The following is a 19,156-nucleotide window of genomic DNA, read 5'->3' on the forward strand; positions in this document are numbered from 1 at the left end:
CACGGCCCTTCCGGTGGGGCCGTACGGGAGCGGCAACCCGGGTGATGATCTTCGTATTCCCGTGCGGCCCAAGCCTGCGTCCACGACGGCCGTCCCCATGGCCGACGCCAGATCAGGTACAAAATCCCCGCATTTCACGGCACCGTCGCCGTCATGGCGATCCGGCTCTGGTTCCGGGCGTGATGGTTCCGGTGATCGTCAGACGTGCACTGGTGCCCGCTCGTCCAAGAGGCCTTCGCTTCGCAGATCGTCCCAGACCTGAGCCGGGATCTCCGCGCCGAACGCCGCCATGTTGCGGTGTACTTCGTCGGCGGTACGCATGCCGACCACGATGCCCGAGACGGCCGGGTGGCGGAGCGGAAAGGCCATGGCCAGCTCCGGGAGCGTCACACCGTGTGTCTCGCAGACGTCGGCGATGCGATGCGCGCGCTCCAGCGTCCGCGGCGCGGCGGGCGCGTAGTCGAAGGTGGCACCCTCGGGAGGTCGGGCCGTGGCGAGCAGCCCGGAGTTGAAGACCGACGCCGCGAGTACCGAGACCTCCCGGTCCGTGCAGGCGGGCAGCAGTTCGTCGAGGGCGCTCTGGTCCAGAAGCGTGTAGCGGCCGGAGAGCATGACTACATCGACGTCCGACTCCTCGACCAGCGTGGTCAGTTTGCCGGGGTGGTACATCCCCGCGCCGATCGCGCCCACCACTCCCTGGCCGCGCAGTTCGGCGAGCGCGGGGTAGCCCTCGCGCAACGCATCCTCGAAATGCTGCTCCGCGTCGTGCAGGAACAGCACGTCGATCTGGTCGACGCCGATCCGCTCGAGCGAGTCCTCCACGCTGCGCAGAATGCCGTCCCGCGTGAAGTCCCACACCCGACGGTGTGTGGCGGGCACCATGAAGCTCTCGTCCATGCGGCCCGCCGGGTCCTGCGGGACCAGCAGCCGGCCGACCTTCGTCGACAGCGTCACCTCCTCACGCGGCTTGCCGCGCAACAGACCACCGGTGCGGCGCTCGGAGTGTCCGATGCCGTAGTGCGGAGAGGTGTCGAAGTAGCGAATCCCGTTGTCCCAGGCTGCCTCAAGGGCTCCCGCGGCGGTCTCGTCGTCCAGCGGTGCGAAGAGTCCCCCGAGTGGTCCGCCACCGAAGCCCAGTTCCGTGACCTGCACCTTGCTCTTGCCAAGCTGGTTTCGCCTCATCCACCGTTCCCCTCGTATGGCTGGTGACGCGACCATCCTGCCGTGGCCCGTGCCACGTTCCCAAGGGAATTTCAAGCTGGCGGTCCGCTACGCGGCAACCATGCCGGTCGCGGCCGTCAACGGGTGGATATGACTGGCCCCGCCACGCGCGCGGTCGCTAACCTCGGCCGTCATGAACCAGCGGCAGCAGAAGAAGCTCTCCCATCGTCTCTTCGAAGCGATTCTGGTGGGTGACACCGCCCGCGTGAAGGCGGTACTGAGGGCTGGTGCCGACCCGGAACGAGCCGCCGGTGAGGGCACCACCCCTCTCTATGAGGCATCCGTGAACGGGGAAGCGGAGATCGCCCGCCTGCTCCTGGCGGCCGGGGCCTCCCCTGACATCGAGAGCAGCGGACCCGGCGCGGACGGCACACCCCTGTGCGCGGCCGCATGCTGGGGTCACACCGAGACAGTGCGCGAACTGCTGGCGCACGGCGCCGATCCGAATCTCCGAGAGGATCACGGCACAGGCTGGTCCCCGCTGGAGTGGGCACTCAAGGGCCCTCATCCCGAAACTGCCGATCTCCTCACCACGGCGGGCGCGACGCCCCGCGGGAGAACTACGTAGCATCACCGTCCGCGATCGCGGATCCCACCAGCACGATGGACCTCAAGAGCCACCTCGGACAGGGCTCAGGCACAGGCCCTGAGGAATTCGATGAGCGCCGCGCTCACCTCGTCCGGGCGTTCCTGCTGAGTCCAGTGTCCACAGCCGGCCAGTTTGAGGGGCTCGCGCCAGAGGTTGGGCATGAGGTCGGGGAGGCGCTCGATGAGTTCAGGAGTGCCGGGAAACGCGGGGACCAAGTCGCGGTCGCCGTAGATGTACAGGGCGGGCCGGGTGACGACGGCGCCGTGCCAGGGAGCGGTCAGTTCCCAGTTGCGGTCGAGGTTGCGGTACCAGTTGAGGGCCCCGGTGAAGCCCTTGGAAAAACTCTCGGTGAGCGCGTCGAGATCCTTCTCGGTGAACCAGTCCGGCAGAACCTCGGGGTCCGGCATGGCCGCGAGCCAGCCCCGCTCGGGGTCGACCAGCGGCTGCATGCCCTCGCGGGCGCCCGAAGCGTCACCGGAGGCCGAATAGAAGAACTTCCGCAACGCGGTGCGGGTGTCCTTGGCGAACTCGGCGTCGGCGACACCGGGGCGGTTGAAGTAGTTCCAGTAGAAGCGGCCTTCGAACCTCTTCTCCATGGCGGCCAGCGGAGGCTCCGTCCCCCGGAACGGGGGCGGCACGCTCAGGCCCGCCACCCCGAGCACCATGTCCGGTCGTAGCAGCGCGGTGTGCCAGGCGACCGGCGCGCCCCAGTCGTGCCCGACGACGTACGCCTTCTCCTCGCCCAGGGCGTGGATCAGTCCGACGACATCGCCGACCAGGTGGAGGATGGTGTACGCGTCGACGTCGTCGGGATGGTCGCTGCGTCCGTATCCGCGCTGGTCGGGAGCGACCACTCGGAAGCCCGCATCGGCCAGGGGTCCGAACTGGTGGTGCCAGGAGTGCCACGACTCGGGGAAGCCGTGCAGGAGGACTACCAGGGGGCCGTCCCCTTGCTCGGCGATGTGCAGCCGAACGCCGTTCACGTCCACCATTCGATGCTCAACCATGTGCATCAGGGTACGTGCCGTGATCTTCGCGCTGGGCTCACCGGCAGCCCGCCTCACTCGTGTCGCAGCGAGCCGAAAGATTGTCTCCGGCGGCAGGAGCGGACACGCGGACCTGACGATCCTCACCGTGACTCGTGACTCGTGACTCGTGACTCGTGACTCGTGACCCGTGACCCGTGACCCGTGACCCGTGACCCGTGACGGACAGGACTACCGGCCGTGCGGATGTCACCGTGGTGGGAGCACCCTCGATCTTCTGTGCGTTCGGGGTGTTCGTCCGGGCGGAGCCTGTTGGCGGCAGACGCCAGGTGGCGGGCGGCTTGGGCGTCGGTCCCGGGTCTGCCACAATGCACGAAAATGGAACCTCGCTCCGTGGCCGATACGAGGCACTGTTCCGTTTCGCAAGTCTCACGGAAGGATCGCCGCGGTGAACGACAGCGGTCAGGGCGCGGAAAGTGCAGCGGGATCCCAGCGCAAGGATGCCCGGCGTAATCGACAGACCTTGCTGGATGCGGCCGCCGCAGTCTTCGTCACCTCGGGCGTAGAGGCGCCGGTACGCGACATCGCGGCCAAGGCCGGTGTCGGGATGGGCACGATCTACCGGCACTTCCCGACACGGGCGGATCTCATCATCGCGGTCTACCGTCACCAGGTCGACGCCTGCGCCGAGGCCGGTCCGGCCCTACTGGCGAGCTGCGCCACTCCATACGCCGCGCTGGGGCAGTGGATCGACCTCTTCGTCGACTTCCTGGTCACCAAGCACGGACTCGCTGCCGTGCTGCAGCCCGACAACGCCGGTTTCGACACGCTGCACGCCTACTTCCTCGAACGGCTCGTGCCCGTGTGCGACCAACTGCTCGACGCCGCGGCCGGTCGTGGCGAGATCCGCTCCGGCCTTGAGGGCCTTGAGCTGATGCGAGGCGTGGGCAACCTCTGCATCGGTGCGGACAGCGATCCGCGCTACGACGCACGCCGACTGGTCGGCCTCCTCATCGCCGGACTGCGCCAGCCGCAGTGACGATGGGCAGGGCATCTGACGCAGGCTGCCCCGCTCCCATCGCGATCGACGCGAAGCATGAAGCCGGAGTACCAGGAGTTTTCGGCGGCAACGAACCTGCGGTACTGCCGCTGGTGACTTTGCCGCTCACCGGCATGAAGACATCGCGCAAGGCGCTGACCGACTCCCCGCCGGCGAAGGACTTGCCGATCCCCAAGTGGCTCCCTTGACCGAGGAGTGCGACGGCGACCCCGTCGATCCGCGCCCACTGCTCGTGGGTGAGGTCGGGAACGAATCCCGAGTGCCGGGACGCCTCACAGGTCGGTCGCCCGCTCATGGCGGGGCTCGTACAGGCCCACCTCGCCGCCACCCGGCAGTCGGAACCTGGTCAGCCGCCCCCAGCGCGCGTCGGTGACGGGCAGCGTGAACTCCACTCCCTTCGCGGTCAGGCTCCTCACGGTTGTGTCGACGTCGTCGCACATCAGATAGAGCTCCTGTGTCTCAGGGCCGTCCGTGGGATGCACGGCGATCTCGGTCGGCGGAAGCTTGAAGATCAGCCAGCCACCTCCCACGTCGACATGCGGATACTCCAGAACATCCCTGAAGAAGACCCGGTCCGCTTCCGCATCACGGCTGTAGACGATGATGTGCCCACCATTGATCATGCGCCCAGGGTAGGTCCTGACACGGACAGTACGGCGCTGCGCCGTCACACAGGGTGTTGCGGTTCACAGCCGGTCAACCGCCCGCGCAGAGCCACTGGCGGGAGGTGTCGGCCCCGCCAGCGGTTCGGCCGCCCAGGGCGCCATGTGGAAGTGGTCCTTTGTGCCTGCCGCGGAGATTGGGTACGGCCGACCATGGCGGGATCATCGGCAGGTGGTCAACGGTGTGGCAAGGCGGCTGCGGGCCGGTGCACACCAGACCCTCAACAGCCGTCAGTTCACCTTCACATACCCGGTGCTGAGACGCCCGTACCGGTCTGACCACAAGGCGCCTTCCACTTAACCGGGACGGACGACGAGCGCGATGAACAGGCGGCAGATCTCGTTGCAGGACAGCGGGATCAGGTCGTCCGGCGTGGTTCGGTGTGCGCGTTCGTCGGCGCGGACGACGGCGAGCAAGGCGTGGGCCAGCATCGCGAGGGTGACCCAGCGGGCCCACGAGGGGTAGCGGCGGACCTGGTGCTCATCCAGCCCGGCCAGTCCCTTCTCAGTCTGGAAGGTCTCCTCCACCCGCCATCTGGAACCCGCGACCTTGACCAAGGTGGCCAGGGATGCCGGTGTGGTGGAGTGACAGCGGTAATAGGCGAGTTCACCGGTGCTGCGGTTGCGGCGGATCAGCAGGTGGTGGCGGCCTGGTGCTGCCTCGGCGAGGTCGATGACGGGCCAGTCGTAGAACCGATGCCCCTTCGCGCCGCGCCCGGCCGAGAGCTTCTGCCAGGCCCGCTTCGGCACCTTCCGCGCCAGGGCATCGGCGCGGAACTTGCCTGCGACGGTGGGCACTTCGGCCGAGCAGGCCACCGCAAGGACATAGCCGATGCCGCGTTCCTCCAGAGCCGTACGGAGTCTTGGGTTGCCGCCGTAGACCTCGTCCCCGGTGACCCAGCCGACGCGGTGTCCGGCGTCCAGGAACCGTTCGATCATCGTGCGGGCCAGGTCGGGCTTGGTCGCGAAGACGGTGTCCTCGCCGAGTCCGGCTGCCCGGCAGCGGTCCGGGTCGCACGTCCAGGAGCGCGGGATGGACAACTCCCGGTCCACCGCCGCGTGCCCGCCCATCCCGGCGTAGACAAGGTAGACCGCAACCTGGGAGTTCTCGATCCGTTCAGCCGTTCAGCCGTTCAGCCGTTCAGCCGTTCCGGTGTACTGGTGCTGGACCCCGACCGTGTGGGTGCCCTTCTTCACGTCGCCGGTCACGTCGACAACCAGGACCGCGGCATCGTCATAGAGGTGCTCGACGACGTATTCGCGCACGTCGTCACGAACGCCATCGGCACCCCAGACGGCTCGGCACAGCAGATGCTGCATGCCGTGCGGGCTGGTCTCCCCGGCCCATTCCGCGGTCGTCCAGCAGTTCTTACGCGGCGGGTCGGACAGCAGCCCCAGCACCGAGTCCCTCACCCGGCGCCGGAGTTCAACCCGCGCGATCCGGCCGATGGCCACCTGGAACGCCTCCCGCCAACGGACGGGATCTATGCTGTGACCCGCGGCCACCGCACGATCTTCAGTCTTCACACACCGATGATCAGCGGTGGCCGTACCTGTCGGCGAACCTGGAGCAGCCAATGACCTCGCACGGCCCCGTCACCCGCGACCTGCTCCAAACCTTCGAGGACGTACGTTCCAGAACCTTCGCTCGCCTTGACGGGCTCACCGACGCCGAATACCTGTGGGAGCCCGTCGCCTTCTGCATGACGCTCAGGCCGGCCGCGGACGGGATGTTCCGTGCCGACCCGCGACCCGGAGGTGAGGTCCGTCCGGCGCCGTTCACGACGATCGGATGGCGTATCTGGCACATCGGGGCGGACTGCCTTCGCGGCTATGGCCGCTTCTTCGGTGACGATCCCCAGAGCGATGACCGACACCTGTGGCCCGGCACGGCGAGTGAAGGCGTCCAGGAGCTGGCCAACGACTGGTCCCGATTCCGCAACCACGTCGAATCCCTCGGTGATGACCGTCTCCTTCAGCCCATGGGCCCCATCGCTGGTGACTACGGTCACGAGAGCTACCTGTTGCTGGCCCTCCACGCGTTGGACGAAGCCGCTCACCACGGTGCCGAACTCGGCGTCCTTCGTGATCTATACCTTCATGGCGTCGACATGAAGCAACGGGCGAACCACGACGAAGTCAGCCCGGCGCCTCGACCGCCGTCAGGCGCCTGACGGGTAACCAGCGCGGCCCGATCACGATCTACAGCTGGAGTATTAGTACTCCAGCAGCACTTTGACGTTTTCCCTGTTCAGGGGCGGTCTGGGTGAGTGTAGAGGGCTGATGACCGGCCTGTGTTCTCTTTCCCGGGCCGCCCCTCGATCGTGTGCAGCCGCCGCTGATAGTGACAGCGGTCCGGGCAGCCTCCCTGCGTGATCGACGAGCGTGCAGTTGAGATCTGGAACGACGAACTCGAGGAACTGTTCCTGCGTACCGGCCACCGCTTCAGGCGTGTCGAGCCGCGTCGCCGGATGCGTGACTACATCCGTGGACTACTGGGCCCGGTCGGCCGCAAAAACGGCTGGCAGCTGGCCGAATACGCCGGACACCGCACACCCGACCGCCTCCAGCGGCTTCTCAACGGCGCCCGCTGGGACGCCGATGAGCTCCGCGACGACCTCCAGCACTACGTAGCCGAACGGCTCGGCGAGCCCGACGGGATCCTCATCCTCGACGACACCGGCTTCCTCAAGAAGGGCACCACCTCGGCCGGCGTGCAGCGCCAGTACTCCGGCACCGCCGGCCGCACCGAGAACTGCCAGATCGGCGTGTTCGCCGCCTACGCCACCACCCGTGGACGCGCCCTGGTGGACCGGGAGTTGTACCTGCCCAAGACCTGGACCGACGACCGCGACCGCTGCCGCGCCGCCCACATCCCCAACGAGCGGACTTTCGCCACCAAACCCGACCTGGCCAAGGCCATGGTGCTGCGGGCGATCGCCTCACCGCTGCCGATCGCATGGGTGACCGCGGACGCCGCCTACGGCCAGGAATGGCGGCTGCGCCACATGCTGGAGGAGACCAGCCTGGGGTATGTACTCGCGGTTCCCAAGTCCCAGCAGGTGCCCCACTTCGGACGCATCGACCACCTCTTCTCCCAAGCACCCGACGAAGCGTGGGAGAGGCATTCGTGCGGTGACGGTGCCAAGGGCCCGCGCGTCTACCACTGGGCCGCCCTGCAGATCACGCCCATCGAGGACTTCGACGACGAGATGCCCACCCACCAGCGGTGGGCACTGGCCCGCCGCAGCATCAGCAAGCCCGAAGAGATCGCCTACTACCTCGCCTACGCACCGCTCGGCACCACCATCGAGCACCTGGTCCGCGTCGCCGGGACGCGCTGGGCCATCGAGGAAGCCTTCCAGGCCGCGAAGAACGAATGCGGCCTCGACCAGTACGAAGTCCGCCGCTACACCGGCTGGATGCGGCACATCACCCTGGCCATGCTGGCGCATGCCTTTCTGGCCGTCATGGCCGTCGACGCCGCGGCAAAGGGGCAGCAGAAACGGTTCCTGCCTCGCGCCCCTCACCGTGGCAGAAATTCGGCGGCTCCTGGCAACTGGCCACTCATCCACCGCCGTTCACCAGCCCCTCATCAGCGCACGCGCGTTGAGGTGGTCACACTGGCGCAGACGACGCCAAGCCGTCGCCCGCCGCTGTCACTATCAGCGGCGGCTGCACACGATCGAGGGGCGGCCCGGGAAAGAGAACACAGGCCGGTCATCAGCCCTCTACACTCACCCAGACCGCCCCTGAACAGGGAAAACGTCAAAGTGCTGCTGGAGTATTAGGTGCCAGGAAGTGAGCATGAATCAGTCCTCGGCAGGAACAGCATTCGCGGTCGACTACCGCTCTCAGTGGTGGGGCCAATGGCCAGTTCCCTGCGGCAGCGCGTCCAGGTCGGTGGGCTGGGCCTCCGTCAGGGCGGTTTCAAAGTCTTTTCGATCAACGATCCGTGCTGATCACGGCATCGTGACGATGGGGTAGCGGGCCGTCACGCACACAACGAAGGTCCGGTTGATGCCGGTGACCTACCAAGTCGCCTGTACCGACCGGAGCTTCGATGTGTCGTCAGTTCGCACCGCCCCGAGCACCGCGACGATCCGCCGGATGATCAACGGAGTGTGTCCGGGGGCCTCGCGGACTTGCTGGGATGCGATCCATCCGGCGCCGACACCCTGGCGGTGGACGGCAAGAGCGCCCGGGGCTCGCGCCACGATGACACCCCCGCCGCGCATCTGCTCGCCGCCATGACCGGTGACGGGCTGACCGTCACGCAGTTGCGGGTACCGGACAAGACGAATGAAATCACCTGCTTCGCCAGCCTGTTGGCCCCGTTCGACCTGACCGGGGTGACCGTGACGGCCGATGCCCTGCACGCACAGCGTGGCCACGCCCGCTTCCTGGTCGAGGACAAGAAGGCGCACTACGCGCTGTGCGTGAAGAAGAACCAGGCCGGCCTCTACGAGCGGCTGCACACGCTGCCCTGGACGGAGGTGACCGCGAAGTTCTACAACCGTAGCGAGGGGCATGGCCGCAAGGAGACCCGCGTGGTCCAGGTCCTGACCGTCGACGGCCTCGACTTCCCGCGCGCCGCCCAGGCCGCCCGGGTCGTACGCCATCGCACCTGTCTGAAGACCGGCAGGTGCAGCCGCGAGACTGTCTATGTCATCACCGACCTGACCAGCCAGGAAGCCTTCCCGCAGCGACTGGCGAAGATCATTCGCTCGCAGTGGGTGATCGAAAACAGACTCCACTTCGTCCGTGACACCGCCTTCCTCGAGGACGCATCCAAGGTGCGCACCCAGCACGGCCCGGAGAACATGGCCACCCTCCGCAGCTTCGCGATCAACCGCCTCCGCGCCGCCGGGCACCACAACATCGCCGCCGGACTCCGCGAGATGTCCTATGAGCCGTTCACTCGCCCTCTGGCTCTCCTCGGACTCCGCTGGCCAGCACGGACGCATGAACAGTCAGACACTTTGAAACCACCCTGCCCCCAACCCCAACCCCAGCCCCAACTCCCGCCCGCAGTACGACCCTCTGAGCAGCCTGTATGGCGGCTAGGAACGTCGTTGACAAGGTCAGAACAGGGCCGCAGACTGTGCCTTTCACACAGGGCATCTCGGAGGGGGACACTCGAAATGGCTCGCACAAAAGCAAGACTCGGCGCACTCGCCGGAACACTCGCTCTCGCAGCCGGCATGACGCTGACGAACGCCGGACCGGCTTCCGCCGCTCCCACTTTCACCTTCAGTTACCAGTCTTTCTCCAACGGCGACTACACGATCAACGTCTACAACAACGGAGTGCTTGCAGGGTCGGCGGATTGGTACGCGGACCCCCACGGTGTCTACGGTCCCGGAACGGGAGACACCGTGGGTGCGTGGGACGGTCTGGCCGACGGTTACGGGATCGCGGCCCATCTGGCCGGCGACTACCGGATCGCCACGACCGCCGGGCACGCCTCTCCGTACACCGACTACGTATCGGGTGACATCCCCGAAGACACCCCGCTGATCCTGCGCGCGTACGTCGTGAAGGGCGGCGACGTCGCGTATTCGCTGGGAAAGACCGTGTACTCCTGACCGGAGGCCCGGGGGAGTAGAAGCCCCACGCGTACATCTGATCGTCGCGGTGCTCGGGGCGGTGCGAACGGTGAAGGCGGACACGGTCCGGGCGCCGAGCCGGGCCAGGGTGTCCTGCGGAGCGTTTCGCGCCCACTGTCCGATCGCCGCGAAGGACCGGGCCCCGCACATGACCGCGGAGCAGGCCACCAGCAGCACGCTCACGAACGGGTGACGCCTGCCGCGCCGGTCACGTGGATCAGGCAAGGTCGCCAGCCTCGATGGCAGGTCGCCGACCGCGCGATGCCGACGCGAGGGCGACTTGACCAGACACACAGTGGCAGACTGACGACACATCGAAGCTCCGGTCGGTACAGGCGACTTGGTAGGTCACCGGCATCAACCGGAGCTTCGTTGTGTGCGTGACGGCCCGCTACCCCATCGTCATGATGCCGTGACCAGCACGGATCGTTGATCGAAAAGACTTTGAAACCGCCCTGGGGCCTCCGTGCCTCACGTCGGATGAATCGCTCAGGCTTCATGGTGTCCAAACGCCAACCTTTCCGGGGAGTCGCTCGATGACGTGGGGCTCGGCGGGGCGAACTTCACTCAGGCTGTACTGACTGGGGTGGACCTGACGAAGAGCCGGACGGATGTGGGCTCGGGTGAGGTCGCCTACGTGATCATTCAGGCCGTCCGGTTTCCTTGACCTACGTCTTGAAAGCCGCACAGAGAGCCTGCGCCGCTCAAGCCGCCACCTACCAGGAACTGAGGAACGCCCGAACCTTGAAGTGCCTGGCCATTCCCAACTCCAGTCAGCAAACGGCACCGAGGCAATCCAGTGGACCTGTAACGACGACACCGATCAGCGGTGGGAGCTGCATGAGGCGGGGGACAACCGGGTCCGGATCATCAACCAGAGCAGCGGCAAATGCCTCAACTCCGGTTCCTCGGACGGCAACAGCACCTGGCAGTGGACCTGCAATGACACGCCGTCCACCGAAGAACTCTGGATTCATGACAGCATGGACCGCCTGCGCAGTGGCCTTTGGCGCCGAGGGCGGGTCGTCTCCTGTCTCGAAGCCGCATCGCTGAGGAACCGGGCCCGTCTCGCGCGATGTGACCATCTTGGATGGCTTGTTGCATGATGCGGCCGAGTCCCAGGATGCGGTCAGCATTCTGTACGGTGGCGTTGATGGGCTCTCCGACAACCGTTCGATCATCCTGGGCCGGGAGTCCTTCCGCAGCGAGGCGGCAAGAGCGTCCTTCGGGACTGCCCTCTGAGGCTGAACGCGGCCGCGATGTGCCGACTGGAGGGCTGCTAAAAGCAGTTCTGTAACTGACAGTCGGGTCTACGCTGGGTCGGCCACCTTGGTAGCGATCTCGTGGAGGCTGGGACTGCGCCTATGGACGTATCTCTGCGTGAACTTCAGGACAGCGATCTGTCCTTCTTCTGGGAGCAGTTGACGGACCCCGTGTTGCAGCAGATGGCGGCTGTGACCAGGAAGTACCACTACGATCGCGGCCACTTCGACCAGCACTGGGCAAAGGTGCGCTCGGACGCTTCGGTGCTCTTGCGAACCGTTCTCGCCGATGGTGTCGTCGCAGGGCACGCCGCCGTCTTCGGGCCGCCGTCGGAGCGTGAGGTCACCTACGTCGTCGGACGGGCTCATTGGGGTCAAGGTATTGCCACCGCGGCGCTTGCCGAACTGATCAAGCTGGAGCCCGCCCGGCCGCTGCACGCCGACGCCGCTGCCGACAATTCCGGGTCCATCCGCGTGCTGGAGAAGTGCGGTTTCGTCGTCACGGGGAACAGTCGGTGCCTCGCACGGGCTCGCGGCGAGGAGATCGACCTGATGCACTTGACGCTGATCTGAGCCCGGCACCTAGCTCAGGGACGGCTCGTCCGGCCAAGGCGAGGTTGCGGAGGCAGGCGATACCGAGCACGCCCTGGTGGACGCCATCGCCTGGAGGCGGCGACGCGGTCCAGGACGCGGTCGGCCGCGGACTTCGATGTCTCGAACGGGGGCGCCATCACCTGACGCGACGTCAGGTCGGTACGCCAGGATGCGGCGACCAACAGGCCTCGGTCAGCCGGCCCACGCCGCCACGGCCGGCCCGGAGAGCGACTCAATCCACTTCAAGTCAACCGCGCAAGCAACTGACCGCCCTGCACGAGTCCGGCTGAGAGGCGACAGCCACTTCCTGCACTACGGCTGTCGTACGGACGAATGGAGGAACTGACCCTTCCCCAGGGGCTGAGCCGCAACGTTGCCCCGCCATAGCAGGACGTTGTGGCGCCGTTCCCAATACAGCCCGTAGATCCCGGCGGACAGCCGGTCCGGCAGAAGAGCCAGCGGCCAGAAGGCAAACCACGGCTCCCACACCAGGGCGGCGACCAGAGTGGGCACGACAAGAAGGGAAAGGAAGCCCCAGTCGAAGCTGCGGCGCAGAGACTCGCCTTGCGTCGGCAGCACTGGGCCGGGGTTCGTCAGAGAAACCGCGTTCTCGAAGTCCTGCTTCCTGCCGCCGAGCCAACTCAACCGGGTGCCAACAATCACTCCGAACACAGCGCTGGCCGCGATCAGGGTGCCGAGGAGCATCTAGGCGGCATCGACCTCGGGAACGCCGCGCACGATCAGCACGACGATCCCGTTGACGGCCAGGGCGCACAGCGCCTCGGCGACTGTCATCAACTCATGGTGGACGTACCTGTACACGCCTCTCCCCCTCCGCACCCGCCTCCCGCCCCACGGCCGGGTGCCACCCCAACTGTCCACGCGGCTCCCAAGCCGACAAGGGCGCGCAGGCAGCACCGCGCTCGACGGGCACGGCGTACGGCTGGCCCAGCTCGAGTACCGCGACGAACTCGGCTGCCATGCCCGCCGCGTTTCCGCTCACTTCTTCCGTGCCAAGACGGATTGAGCATCAGTATCAGCGGGTCCAGGCCAGGCAGGGTTGCCATCAGGTCGCGGTTCACCCACGGCGAGCGCGGCCTCCGACTTCGGACCGGCCAGGCGCTCAACCCTGGGTCACTCCTGTGGCGGCCGCCTTCTTGGTCTTGGCGCGGGTCGGTGCGCCGAGTGCCCAGAAGATCACGCCCGTGACGATGAAGACGGCCAGCGGCACCGCCTCCGTCAGTAGATAGGTCCAGCGCTCGCTGTAGCTCCAGCCGTCCGGTCGGAAGTCCGAGCTGAACCAGTCGAAGGGCGCGCCCGGGACCAGCAACTGCACCGAGGCGAACAGGATCAGCAGCGTCAGCACGATCGTGATCGGCCAGGCAGCGGGAGCCCGGTAGGCACGCTCCACCTGCGGGTACTTGCGGCGGAGCACCGGCAGCGCTGGGAAGATGCCGAGGTAGCTGATGAGCGTCGTGGAGACGGCGAGCCCGAGCACGGCGCCGAAGAGCTTGCCCGCGTCACCACCGGTGAGCTGGTGGGCGAGGATCAGTACACCGGTGGAGAGCACTCCGCTGAGCAAGTTGACCCGTACCGGCGTGCCGAACCGTTCGGAGATTACACCCAGGCCGCGTGGCGCGGCGCCGTCGTACCCGGAGACCGCCAGCGCACGGTCCGATCCCATGATCCAGGTGACGCCCGAGGAGAGCACGGTCAGGATGAACATCACTGCGGCCAGATCGCCCAGCACGGTCCCGGCCCCGCTGAGGGTGACCGTGCCGTCGGAGGCGACGTGGCCGCCGTAGACGGTGAAGACCTGGCGGATGGCGTCGAGGAAGCCGCCGAGACCGGTGATGGCCTTGACCGGGAGGACCAGCAGGATGCCGAGAATGGGCAGGCCGTACAGCAGCACGCCGAGCCCGGCGGCGCGGAAGATGCCGTAGGGGACGTCCTTCTGAGCGTCGGTCATCTCGTCGCCCGCGGTGTTGGGCAATTCGAAGCCGACGTAGTTGAACATGAGGACCGGGACCAGACCGACGAATCCGGCATACGTGGGGGAGAAGTCGCCGAGGCCGAAACCGTGCAGGCCGTGCTTGAAGGCGTAGATGACCACGGTGAGCGTGAACAGGCCGAGCAGCACGAAACGGGACCATGCCCCGGCGGTGGGAATCCACTTGCCGACATCGAAGGAGAGGATCGCCGCGAGCACGCCCACCCAGATGAATATCAGGGTGAAGACGTAGAAGGCGGGGGTGCTCAGATCCTTCCCGTCATTGAAGAAGGTGGTGAACGCGGCGACCGCCGAGACGGAGAGAGTGCCGCCGAGCCAGACCGGATTGGTCACCCAGTAGAGGAAGTTGTTGACCGCGCCGGCCAGCCGCCCGAAGGCCCGGCTGGTCCAGATGTACGGACCGCCCTCCTCGGCGAAGGCCGTGCCCAGCTCCGCGGTGAGCAGCGCCGACGGCACGAAGAAGACGACCGCCAGCACGATCAGCCAGGTGAACGCCTCCGCTCCGGAGGCGGCCACCGTACCGATGGTGTCGAGGCCGACGAGGGTGCAGACCAGGAAGAAAAGGATGTCGAAACGGCCGAAGTGTTTGCGGAGTTTGTTCCGCTCGGACTCCGCTGCGAGAGTGGTGGTATCCACATCGATTTCGGACAGACCAGCGGACACCCGGGCCTCCTGCTGATAAGCGTCGTTATGTTCGGCACATGGTGTGTCAGTGATCCGACGGGCGACAAGGGTTGAATCCCATTCTTGACCAAATCCCAAGTTCGGTGCACCGCCGGAAACACCGTCGAAATGGACTCGGTACGTTGCGGGGAAAGTCAGTGACGGTGTGGAGCGACCGCCCGAATCGTTCCAACGACGTCCGAGTGCGAACCCGGCGGCTGCCGGCTCCACGCGGATGCCGTCCAGGCGGAATTGCGCGGAGATCTCGGTGCGCAGCGCCTCGACCGAGGCGAAGTCGACAGTCGGATCGGGCGCGCGGTTTTGGGCTTTTGGGACGGAAGGGGCGCGCGGATGCGTTTCGACCCACTCTTGCTGACGGCCCCAGGGCGCGACGTCATCGGCTCGTCCGCCGACACCGGTTCGGTGACGCCGAAGCGGCGGTGTGCTGCGAATGCCGTCACTGTTCTGTGCGAACACCGGCCACGAGGTGACGCCTCCGTCCACGAGGCGACGCCTCCGTCGCCGCTGCGGCGACGAAGGCGTGATCGACGTCCTGCTCAACAGCGCCGGCGTGCACGGTCCGCACGGCGATCCCAGTGACCCCGCCTGACCGGCCCGGACGCTCTCGGCGACTTCGATGTCAACTTCTTCGGTGGGGTCCGGACGGCCGAGACCATCGAGACGTCGGCGGCACCATCCGTGCCCCCCTTCAGGCGGTGGTGTCGTCGTATGCCAGGTTGCCGCCCAGTTCGCGGGATGCCTGGGCCTGGGCGAGGAGTTCCCTGGCCTTGGCCTCGACGCCTTCGATGGCGTCCGCGCCGGCGACGAAACGCAGCAGCGGCTTGTCCTGGTCGGCGATGGCGAGCAGGGCGCGGGCGAGCTTGGCGGGGTCGCCGGTCTGCCGACCGTTCATGTTCTTCCAGGCCGCGACGGTGGCGATGGTGCGCTCGGCATAATCGTCGATGGTCGGCTCGGGCCATGTGGTGGAGGCGTCCACGAGCAGCTCGGTACGGAAGAAGCCGGGCTCCACCACCGTGGTGCGGATGCCGTAGGGCTCGACGTCGTAGCGCAGCGACTCCATCCAGCCCTCTACGCCGAACTTGGAGGCGGCATACGCGACGCAGAACTCCTGGCCGATGAGACCGGCGGAGGAGGAGAGCGTGATGATGTGGCCGGCGCGCTGCTTCCGCAGAACGGGCAGGACGGCGCGGGTGACGTTCATCGGGCCGAAGAGATTGGTCTCGATCTGTCGGCGCATCTGCGCGGGCGTGATCTCCTCGAAGTAGCCGGCGAAGAAATTGCCGGCGTTGTTGACCAGGACGTCTATGCGGCCGAAGCGGTCGACGGTGGCCTGGGCGGCGGCCTCGGCGTCCTCCAGGCTGGTGACGTCCAGCTTGGTGACCAGCAGGTTGTCCTGCGGTCCGCCCAAGCTCTTCTCGACTTCTTCGGGGCGGCGGCCGGTGGCGACGACCTGGTGGCCGGCGGCGAGGGCTTCGCGAACGATGTCCGTGCCCAGACCGCGTCCGGCGCCGGTAACGAGAATGACCTTGCTCATGAGGGGTTCCTTTCAGGTGCCGGGGTGCGGCACCCGGTGTCGTGCGGTGATGACGTGTGGTGTCGTGCGGTGATGACGCGTGGTGTCCGTGCCAGCGGTCGGCCGGACGGTGGATGGTGGATGGTGGGTGTGTGGGGGAGGGGGGGCAGTGGAGGGGCGACGCGGCCGTACGCGGTCAGGCTTGGTCGGTGGGCATGATCCACAGTTCGCCGATGGAGGCGTGGCGAGGCCGGGTGACCATGTAGGCGATGTCGTCGGGGGTGAGGACCTCGGTCGCCTCGTAGAAGGGGGTGATCATCGCGCCCTGGATCTCGGGCTTGTTGTGCGAGCCCAGTTCGGTGTCCACGCCGCCCGGCTCCAGGACGCCGACGCGGACGTGCCGCTGGGTGACCTCCTGGCGCAGGGACTCGGTGAAGCCGTTCACGCCGAACTTGGTGAGGTTGTAGACGCCGTAGCCGTTCCAGGCGACGCGGCCGGCGATCGAGCTGATGTTGACGATGTCGGCGACCTTGCGGGGGCCATCCTCGGCGGCCTTGAGCAGGTGTGGGAGGGCGGCGTGGGTGGTGTGGAGCAGGCCCTGGACGTTGACGGCGAGCATGCGCTCTCACTCGTCGACGTCCGCACCGACCACGGGCCCCAGGAGCATCAGGCCGGCGTTGTTGACCAGGATGTCGAGGCGTCCGAAGTGCTCGACAGCCTGTTGTACGGCCGCCTCGGCCTGGGTGCGGTCGGTGATGTCGGCTTCCACCACCAGGGCGGTGCCGCCCGCCTCCTCGATCCCGGCGGCGAGGTCGTTCAGAAGACCTTTGCGGCGAGCCACCAGGGCGACGGAGGCGCCGTCCTCGGCCAGTCGGCGGGCGGTGGCCGCGCCGATGCCGCTGCTCGCGCCGGTGACGAGCGCGACGGTGCCGGTCAGGGTGGATGGCATGGGGGTGTCCTGTTCTCTTTCTTTGGTTCTCTGGATGTGCGGTGCGAGGTGCTGGGTCGGTGGGGGGGCGGACTCGTCCGTGCCGAGGGGCGAGGCGAGCGCCGGTCACCGCATGGGCGTGGCGCCGGGCGCGGCGGGGAGGGGGAGCGGGCGCAGGGGATGCCGGGTGAAGCGGGGCGTTGCTATGCGGCCGGTATGGCGCCCATCTGCTGGAGGACGCTCAGCATGTCGAGCTGGGCGCGCTCCTCGACGATCTTGCCGCGGGCCAGACGGTAGAACGCCATGCTCTCCGCGCGAATGGCCCTGCCCGTAGCCTCGACGCCGGCGAACGGTCCCTTGTGGGTGCCCGTCATGATGTAACGGATGGCCACGATGTCGCCCTCGGCGCGCATGTCCTCCACCGTCCACTTGAGGTCGGGGAATGCCTTCATGTTCGCGGCGACGACGCCGAGATAAGTGTCCCGACCCTGCTGCGTCCGGCCGCCGAAGTGCATGACGATGTCCGGGCTGATGAACTTCCTCGCCAGTGCCGGGTTACCGGTGGGCAGGAACTCACCGGTGAAGCGCTCCATGATGCGGTTGTTCACTCGGGCGGTCCCGTGGTTCCACGAGAACGATTCCGCGGCGGCGCGCGACGTCGACCCGGAGTCGGTGGTGCCGTCCGCCGTGCCGGCCGCGTCCGCGGCTCCCGCTCCGAAGGCCGAGAGGGTGAGCGCTGTCAGCGTCGTGAGTACGACGGCCGGCTTGGTGTGTCGACGCATTGTTCGTCCTTGTGATTCTGTTCCGGAGGATCGTGTTGCTGTTGCGGAGAATCGCGGCGCGGACGGCTCCGCAGAGAGGCCGGCGACGGGCGGCAGATGTGCCGCCGCATCCGGCGATTCACACCACCGTGGGCGGTGCACCATCTACGGAATCGGTTGTCACGGGACGGCGGGAGACCCTGCTGAGAGGGGGTACTGAGAGGGACCCCCAGCCATGCGGAAGCGCTCGTAGAGTGGAGCCCATGGCAGGCAGAAACGTCCCTTACGACACCAACCGCGATATCCGCGGTGATTTCCGCGCGGAGATCCGGGAATTCCTGGGCACGCGACGGGCCAGGGTCACCCCGGAGCAGGTCGGACTGCCCGTGTACGGAGACCGCCGACGGGTCACCGGGCTGCGCCGCGAGGAGGTCGCCCTCCTCGCGGGCATCTCGAGCGAGTACTACACGCGCCTGGAGCGCGGCAACGCCACCGGCGTCTCCGAGAGCGTCATCGACGGCATCGCGCGAGTGCTGCAGCTCGACGAGGCCGAGCGAACCCACCTGCTCGACCTCCTGCGCGGCGCCAACACGACCCGTCCGCCGCGCCGCCGCCCGGCCCAGCAGCGCGTCCGTCCCACGGTGCAGCGTGTCCTCGACTCGATGCTCGGCACGCCCGCGTTCGTACTCAGCGGACGCCTGGACATCCTGGCCGCCAACCATCTCGGGCGCGCGCTGTTCTCGCCGGTCTACGCCGACCCGGTGCGGCCGCCCAACAACGCCAGGTTCGTCTTCCTCGACCCCGGCGCGACCGAGTTCTTCCGCGACTGGGAAAAGGTCGCAGGTGACACGGTCGCCATGCTGCGCGCCGAGGTGGGCCGCGATCCCTACGACCGGCGACTGTCGGACCTGATCGGGGAGCTGTCCACCCGCAGTGAGGAGTTCCGTCGCCGCTGGGCCGCCCACAACGTCCGGATCCATACCTCGGGCATGAAGCTCCTCCATCACCCGGTCGTGGGGGACCTCGACCTGCCCTTCGAGGCCTTCCCACTGGGGGCCGACGCCGGCCAGAGCCTTCTCACGTACACCGCCGAGCCCGGGTCACCTTCGCAAGAGGCCCTGAACCTGTTGGCCAGTTGGGCCGCGGCCGACGACGACATCGAGCGGTCCGCACCGACCAACGACTCCGAGCCGACCGAGACACCCGAGTCGGCCGAGACCCCCGACTGATCGACGGGCCGGGCGTGTCGGTCGCGGGAGCCGTCAACGCAACGCCC

General features: G+C 67.3%; 15 protein-coding genes and 5 pseudogenes. 9 read left to right on the forward strand and 11 right to left on the reverse strand.

Annotated elements, in window-relative coordinates; translation table 11 throughout:
* Positions 1 to 198: 198 nt before the first annotated feature.
* The gene (locus tag OG798_RS51085; protein WP_328759661.1) at positions 199 to 1,182 is read right to left on the reverse strand and encodes an aldo/keto reductase; all 984 of its coding nucleotides are present in this window, start codon (positions 1,180 to 1,182) and stop codon (positions 199 to 201) included.
* Between the two features lie 172 nt (positions 1,183 to 1,354).
* Here OG798_RS51085 and OG798_RS51090 point away from each other — a divergent pair, with 172 nt between their 5' ends.
* Positions 1,355 to 1,789, forward strand: a complete 435-nt coding sequence (locus OG798_RS51090; protein WP_121413474.1) for an ankyrin repeat domain-containing protein — start codon at positions 1,355 to 1,357, stop codon at positions 1,787 to 1,789.
* Between the two features lie 65 nt (positions 1,790 to 1,854).
* Here OG798_RS51090 and OG798_RS51095 read toward each other — a convergent pair whose 3' ends face one another.
* Positions 1,855 to 2,817: an alpha/beta fold hydrolase gene (locus tag OG798_RS51095; protein ID WP_095857448.1), complete on the reverse strand. Its 963-nt coding sequence runs from the start codon at positions 2,815 to 2,817 to the stop codon at positions 1,855 to 1,857.
* A gap of 427 nt (positions 2,818 to 3,244) precedes the next feature.
* Here OG798_RS51095 and OG798_RS51100 point away from each other — a divergent pair, with 427 nt between their 5' ends.
* Positions 3,245 to 3,835 carry a TetR/AcrR family transcriptional regulator gene (locus OG798_RS51100; protein WP_261691248.1) on the forward strand — a complete coding sequence of 197 codons (591 nt, stop codon included), beginning with the start codon at positions 3,245 to 3,247 and terminating at the stop codon, positions 3,833 to 3,835.
* A gap of 293 nt (positions 3,836 to 4,128) precedes the next feature.
* Here OG798_RS51100 and OG798_RS51105 read toward each other — a convergent pair whose 3' ends face one another.
* Together OG798_RS51105 and OG798_RS51110 are read right to left on the reverse strand one after the other, a co-directional pair.
* Positions 4,129 to 4,479 carry a VOC family protein gene (locus OG798_RS51105; protein ID WP_121413472.1) on the reverse strand — a complete coding sequence of 117 codons (351 nt, stop codon included), beginning with the start codon at positions 4,477 to 4,479 and terminating at the stop codon, positions 4,129 to 4,131.
* A gap of 336 nt (positions 4,480 to 4,815) precedes the next feature.
* Positions 4,816 to 6,006: pseudogene (locus OG798_RS51110) on the reverse strand (IS701 family transposase).
* Between the two features lie 89 nt (positions 6,007 to 6,095).
* Between OG798_RS51110 and OG798_RS51115 the strand changes: the two are divergent.
* From OG798_RS51115 to OG798_RS51125, 3 genes and pseudogenes are all read left to right on the forward strand, one after another.
* On the forward strand, positions 6,096 to 6,692 hold the full coding sequence (locus tag OG798_RS51115) for a DinB family protein (RefSeq protein ID WP_121413471.1): 597 nt from the start codon (positions 6,096 to 6,098) through the stop codon (positions 6,690 to 6,692).
* Between the two features lie 222 nt (positions 6,693 to 6,914).
* Positions 6,915 to 8,024 (forward strand): annotated as a pseudogene (locus tag OG798_RS51120) (IS701 family transposase); the annotation flags it as partial.
* A gap of 618 nt (positions 8,025 to 8,642) precedes the next feature.
* Entirely contained in the window at positions 8,643 to 10,106 is a 1,464-nt protein-coding gene (locus OG798_RS51125; RefSeq protein WP_328759664.1) for an ISAs1 family transposase, read from the forward strand.
* A 48-nt stretch (positions 10,107 to 10,154) separates the two neighbouring features.
* On the opposite strand, the pseudogene OG798_RS51130 reads toward OG798_RS51125, so the two are convergent.
* Positions 10,155 to 10,442 (reverse strand): annotated as a pseudogene (locus OG798_RS51130) (transposase family protein); the annotation flags it as partial.
* A 226-nt stretch (positions 10,443 to 10,668) separates the two neighbouring features.
* On the opposite strand from OG798_RS51130, the gene OG798_RS56870 reads away from it, so the two are divergent.
* The 3 genes from OG798_RS56870 (at position 10,669) to OG798_RS51135 (ending at position 11,962) form a co-directional block, all read left to right on the forward strand.
* Entirely contained in the window at positions 10,669 to 10,794 is a 126-nt protein-coding gene (locus tag OG798_RS56870) for a hypothetical protein (protein WP_183126892.1), read from the forward strand.
* Positions 10,795 to 10,876: 82 nt separating this feature from the next.
* Positions 10,877 to 11,233, forward strand: coding sequence for an RICIN domain-containing protein (locus OG798_RS56875; protein WP_183126890.1), 357 nt, complete (start codon positions 10,877 to 10,879; stop codon positions 11,231 to 11,233).
* A gap of 258 nt (positions 11,234 to 11,491) precedes the next feature.
* Positions 11,492 to 11,962 carry a GNAT family N-acetyltransferase gene (locus tag OG798_RS51135; protein ID WP_121413468.1) on the forward strand — a complete coding sequence of 157 codons (471 nt, stop codon included), beginning with the start codon at positions 11,492 to 11,494 and terminating at the stop codon, positions 11,960 to 11,962.
* A 333-nt stretch (positions 11,963 to 12,295) separates the two neighbouring features.
* On the opposite strand, the gene OG798_RS51145 is transcribed toward OG798_RS51135, so the two are convergent.
* The 6 genes and pseudogenes from OG798_RS51145 to OG798_RS51165 form a co-directional block, all read right to left on the reverse strand.
* Positions 12,296 to 12,688, reverse strand: a complete 393-nt coding sequence (locus tag OG798_RS51145) for a hypothetical protein (protein WP_121413467.1) — start codon at positions 12,686 to 12,688, stop codon at positions 12,296 to 12,298.
* Positions 12,689 to 13,106: 418 nt separating this feature from the next.
* Positions 13,107 to 14,630 carry an APC family permease gene (locus OG798_RS51150; RefSeq protein ID WP_328759665.1) on the reverse strand — a complete coding sequence of 508 codons (1,524 nt, stop codon included), beginning with the start codon at positions 14,628 to 14,630 and terminating at the stop codon, positions 13,107 to 13,109.
* Between the two features lie 210 nt (positions 14,631 to 14,840).
* A pseudogene (locus tag OG798_RS56880) lies at positions 14,841 to 15,161 on the reverse strand (L-histidine N(alpha)-methyltransferase); the annotation flags it as partial.
* Positions 15,162 to 15,366: 205 nt separating this feature from the next.
* A complete protein-coding gene (locus OG798_RS51155) occupies positions 15,367 to 16,212 on the reverse strand; it encodes an SDR family oxidoreductase (RefSeq protein ID WP_095850298.1) in 846 nt (281 codons plus the stop codon).
* A 175-nt stretch (positions 16,213 to 16,387) separates the two neighbouring features.
* Positions 16,388 to 17,140: pseudogene (locus OG798_RS51160) on the reverse strand (SDR family NAD(P)-dependent oxidoreductase).
* 182 nt (positions 17,141 to 17,322) lie between these two features.
* Positions 17,323 to 17,901: an ester cyclase gene (locus OG798_RS51165; protein WP_328759666.1), complete on the reverse strand. Its 579-nt coding sequence runs from the start codon at positions 17,899 to 17,901 to the stop codon at positions 17,323 to 17,325.
* 242 nt (positions 17,902 to 18,143) lie between these two features.
* On the opposite strand from OG798_RS51165, the gene OG798_RS51170 reads away from it, so the two are divergent.
* Entirely contained in the window at positions 18,144 to 19,109 is a 966-nt protein-coding gene (locus OG798_RS51170) for a helix-turn-helix domain-containing protein (protein WP_328759667.1), read from the forward strand.
* The last annotated feature ends 47 nt before the right edge of the window (positions 19,110 to 19,156 follow it).

Origin of the sequence: Streptomyces sp. NBC_00271 (assembly GCF_036178845.1) — a bacterium.
In the GTDB taxonomy this organism is placed as follows: Bacteria; Actinomycetota; Actinomycetes; order Streptomycetales; family Streptomycetaceae; genus Streptomyces.

Coding starts and splice junctions, on each gene's coding strand:
- OG798_RS51085 (WP_328759661.1), bottom strand. CDS start 1,182: ATGAGGCGAAACCAGCTTGGCAAGAGCAAGGTGCAGGTCACGGAACTG.
- OG798_RS51090 (WP_121413474.1), top strand. CDS start 1,355: ATGAACCAGCGGCAGCAGAAGAAGCTCTCCCATCGTCTCTTCGAAGCG.
- OG798_RS51095 (WP_095857448.1), bottom strand. CDS start 2,817: ATGGTTGAGCATCGAATGGTGGACGTGAACGGCGTTCGGCTGCACATC.
- OG798_RS51105 (WP_121413472.1), bottom strand. CDS start 4,479: ATGATCAATGGTGGGCACATCATCGTCTACAGCCGTGATGCGGAAGCG.
- OG798_RS51115 (WP_121413471.1), top strand. CDS start 6,096: ATGACCTCGCACGGCCCCGTCACCCGCGACCTGCTCCAAACCTTCGAG.
- OG798_RS51135 (WP_121413468.1), top strand. CDS start 11,492: ATGGACGTATCTCTGCGTGAACTTCAGGACAGCGATCTGTCCTTCTTC.
- OG798_RS51145 (WP_121413467.1), bottom strand. CDS start 12,688: ATGCTCCTCGGCACCCTGATCGCGGCCAGCGCTGTGTTCGGAGTGATT.
- OG798_RS51155 (WP_095850298.1), bottom strand. CDS start 16,212: ATGAGCAAGGTCATTCTCGTTACCGGCGCCGGACGCGGTCTGGGCACG.
- OG798_RS51165 (WP_328759666.1), bottom strand. CDS start 17,901: ATGCGTCGACACACCAAGCCGGCCGTCGTACTCACGACGCTGACAGCG.
- OG798_RS51170 (WP_328759667.1), top strand. CDS start 18,144: ATGGCAGGCAGAAACGTCCCTTACGACACCAACCGCGATATCCGCGGT.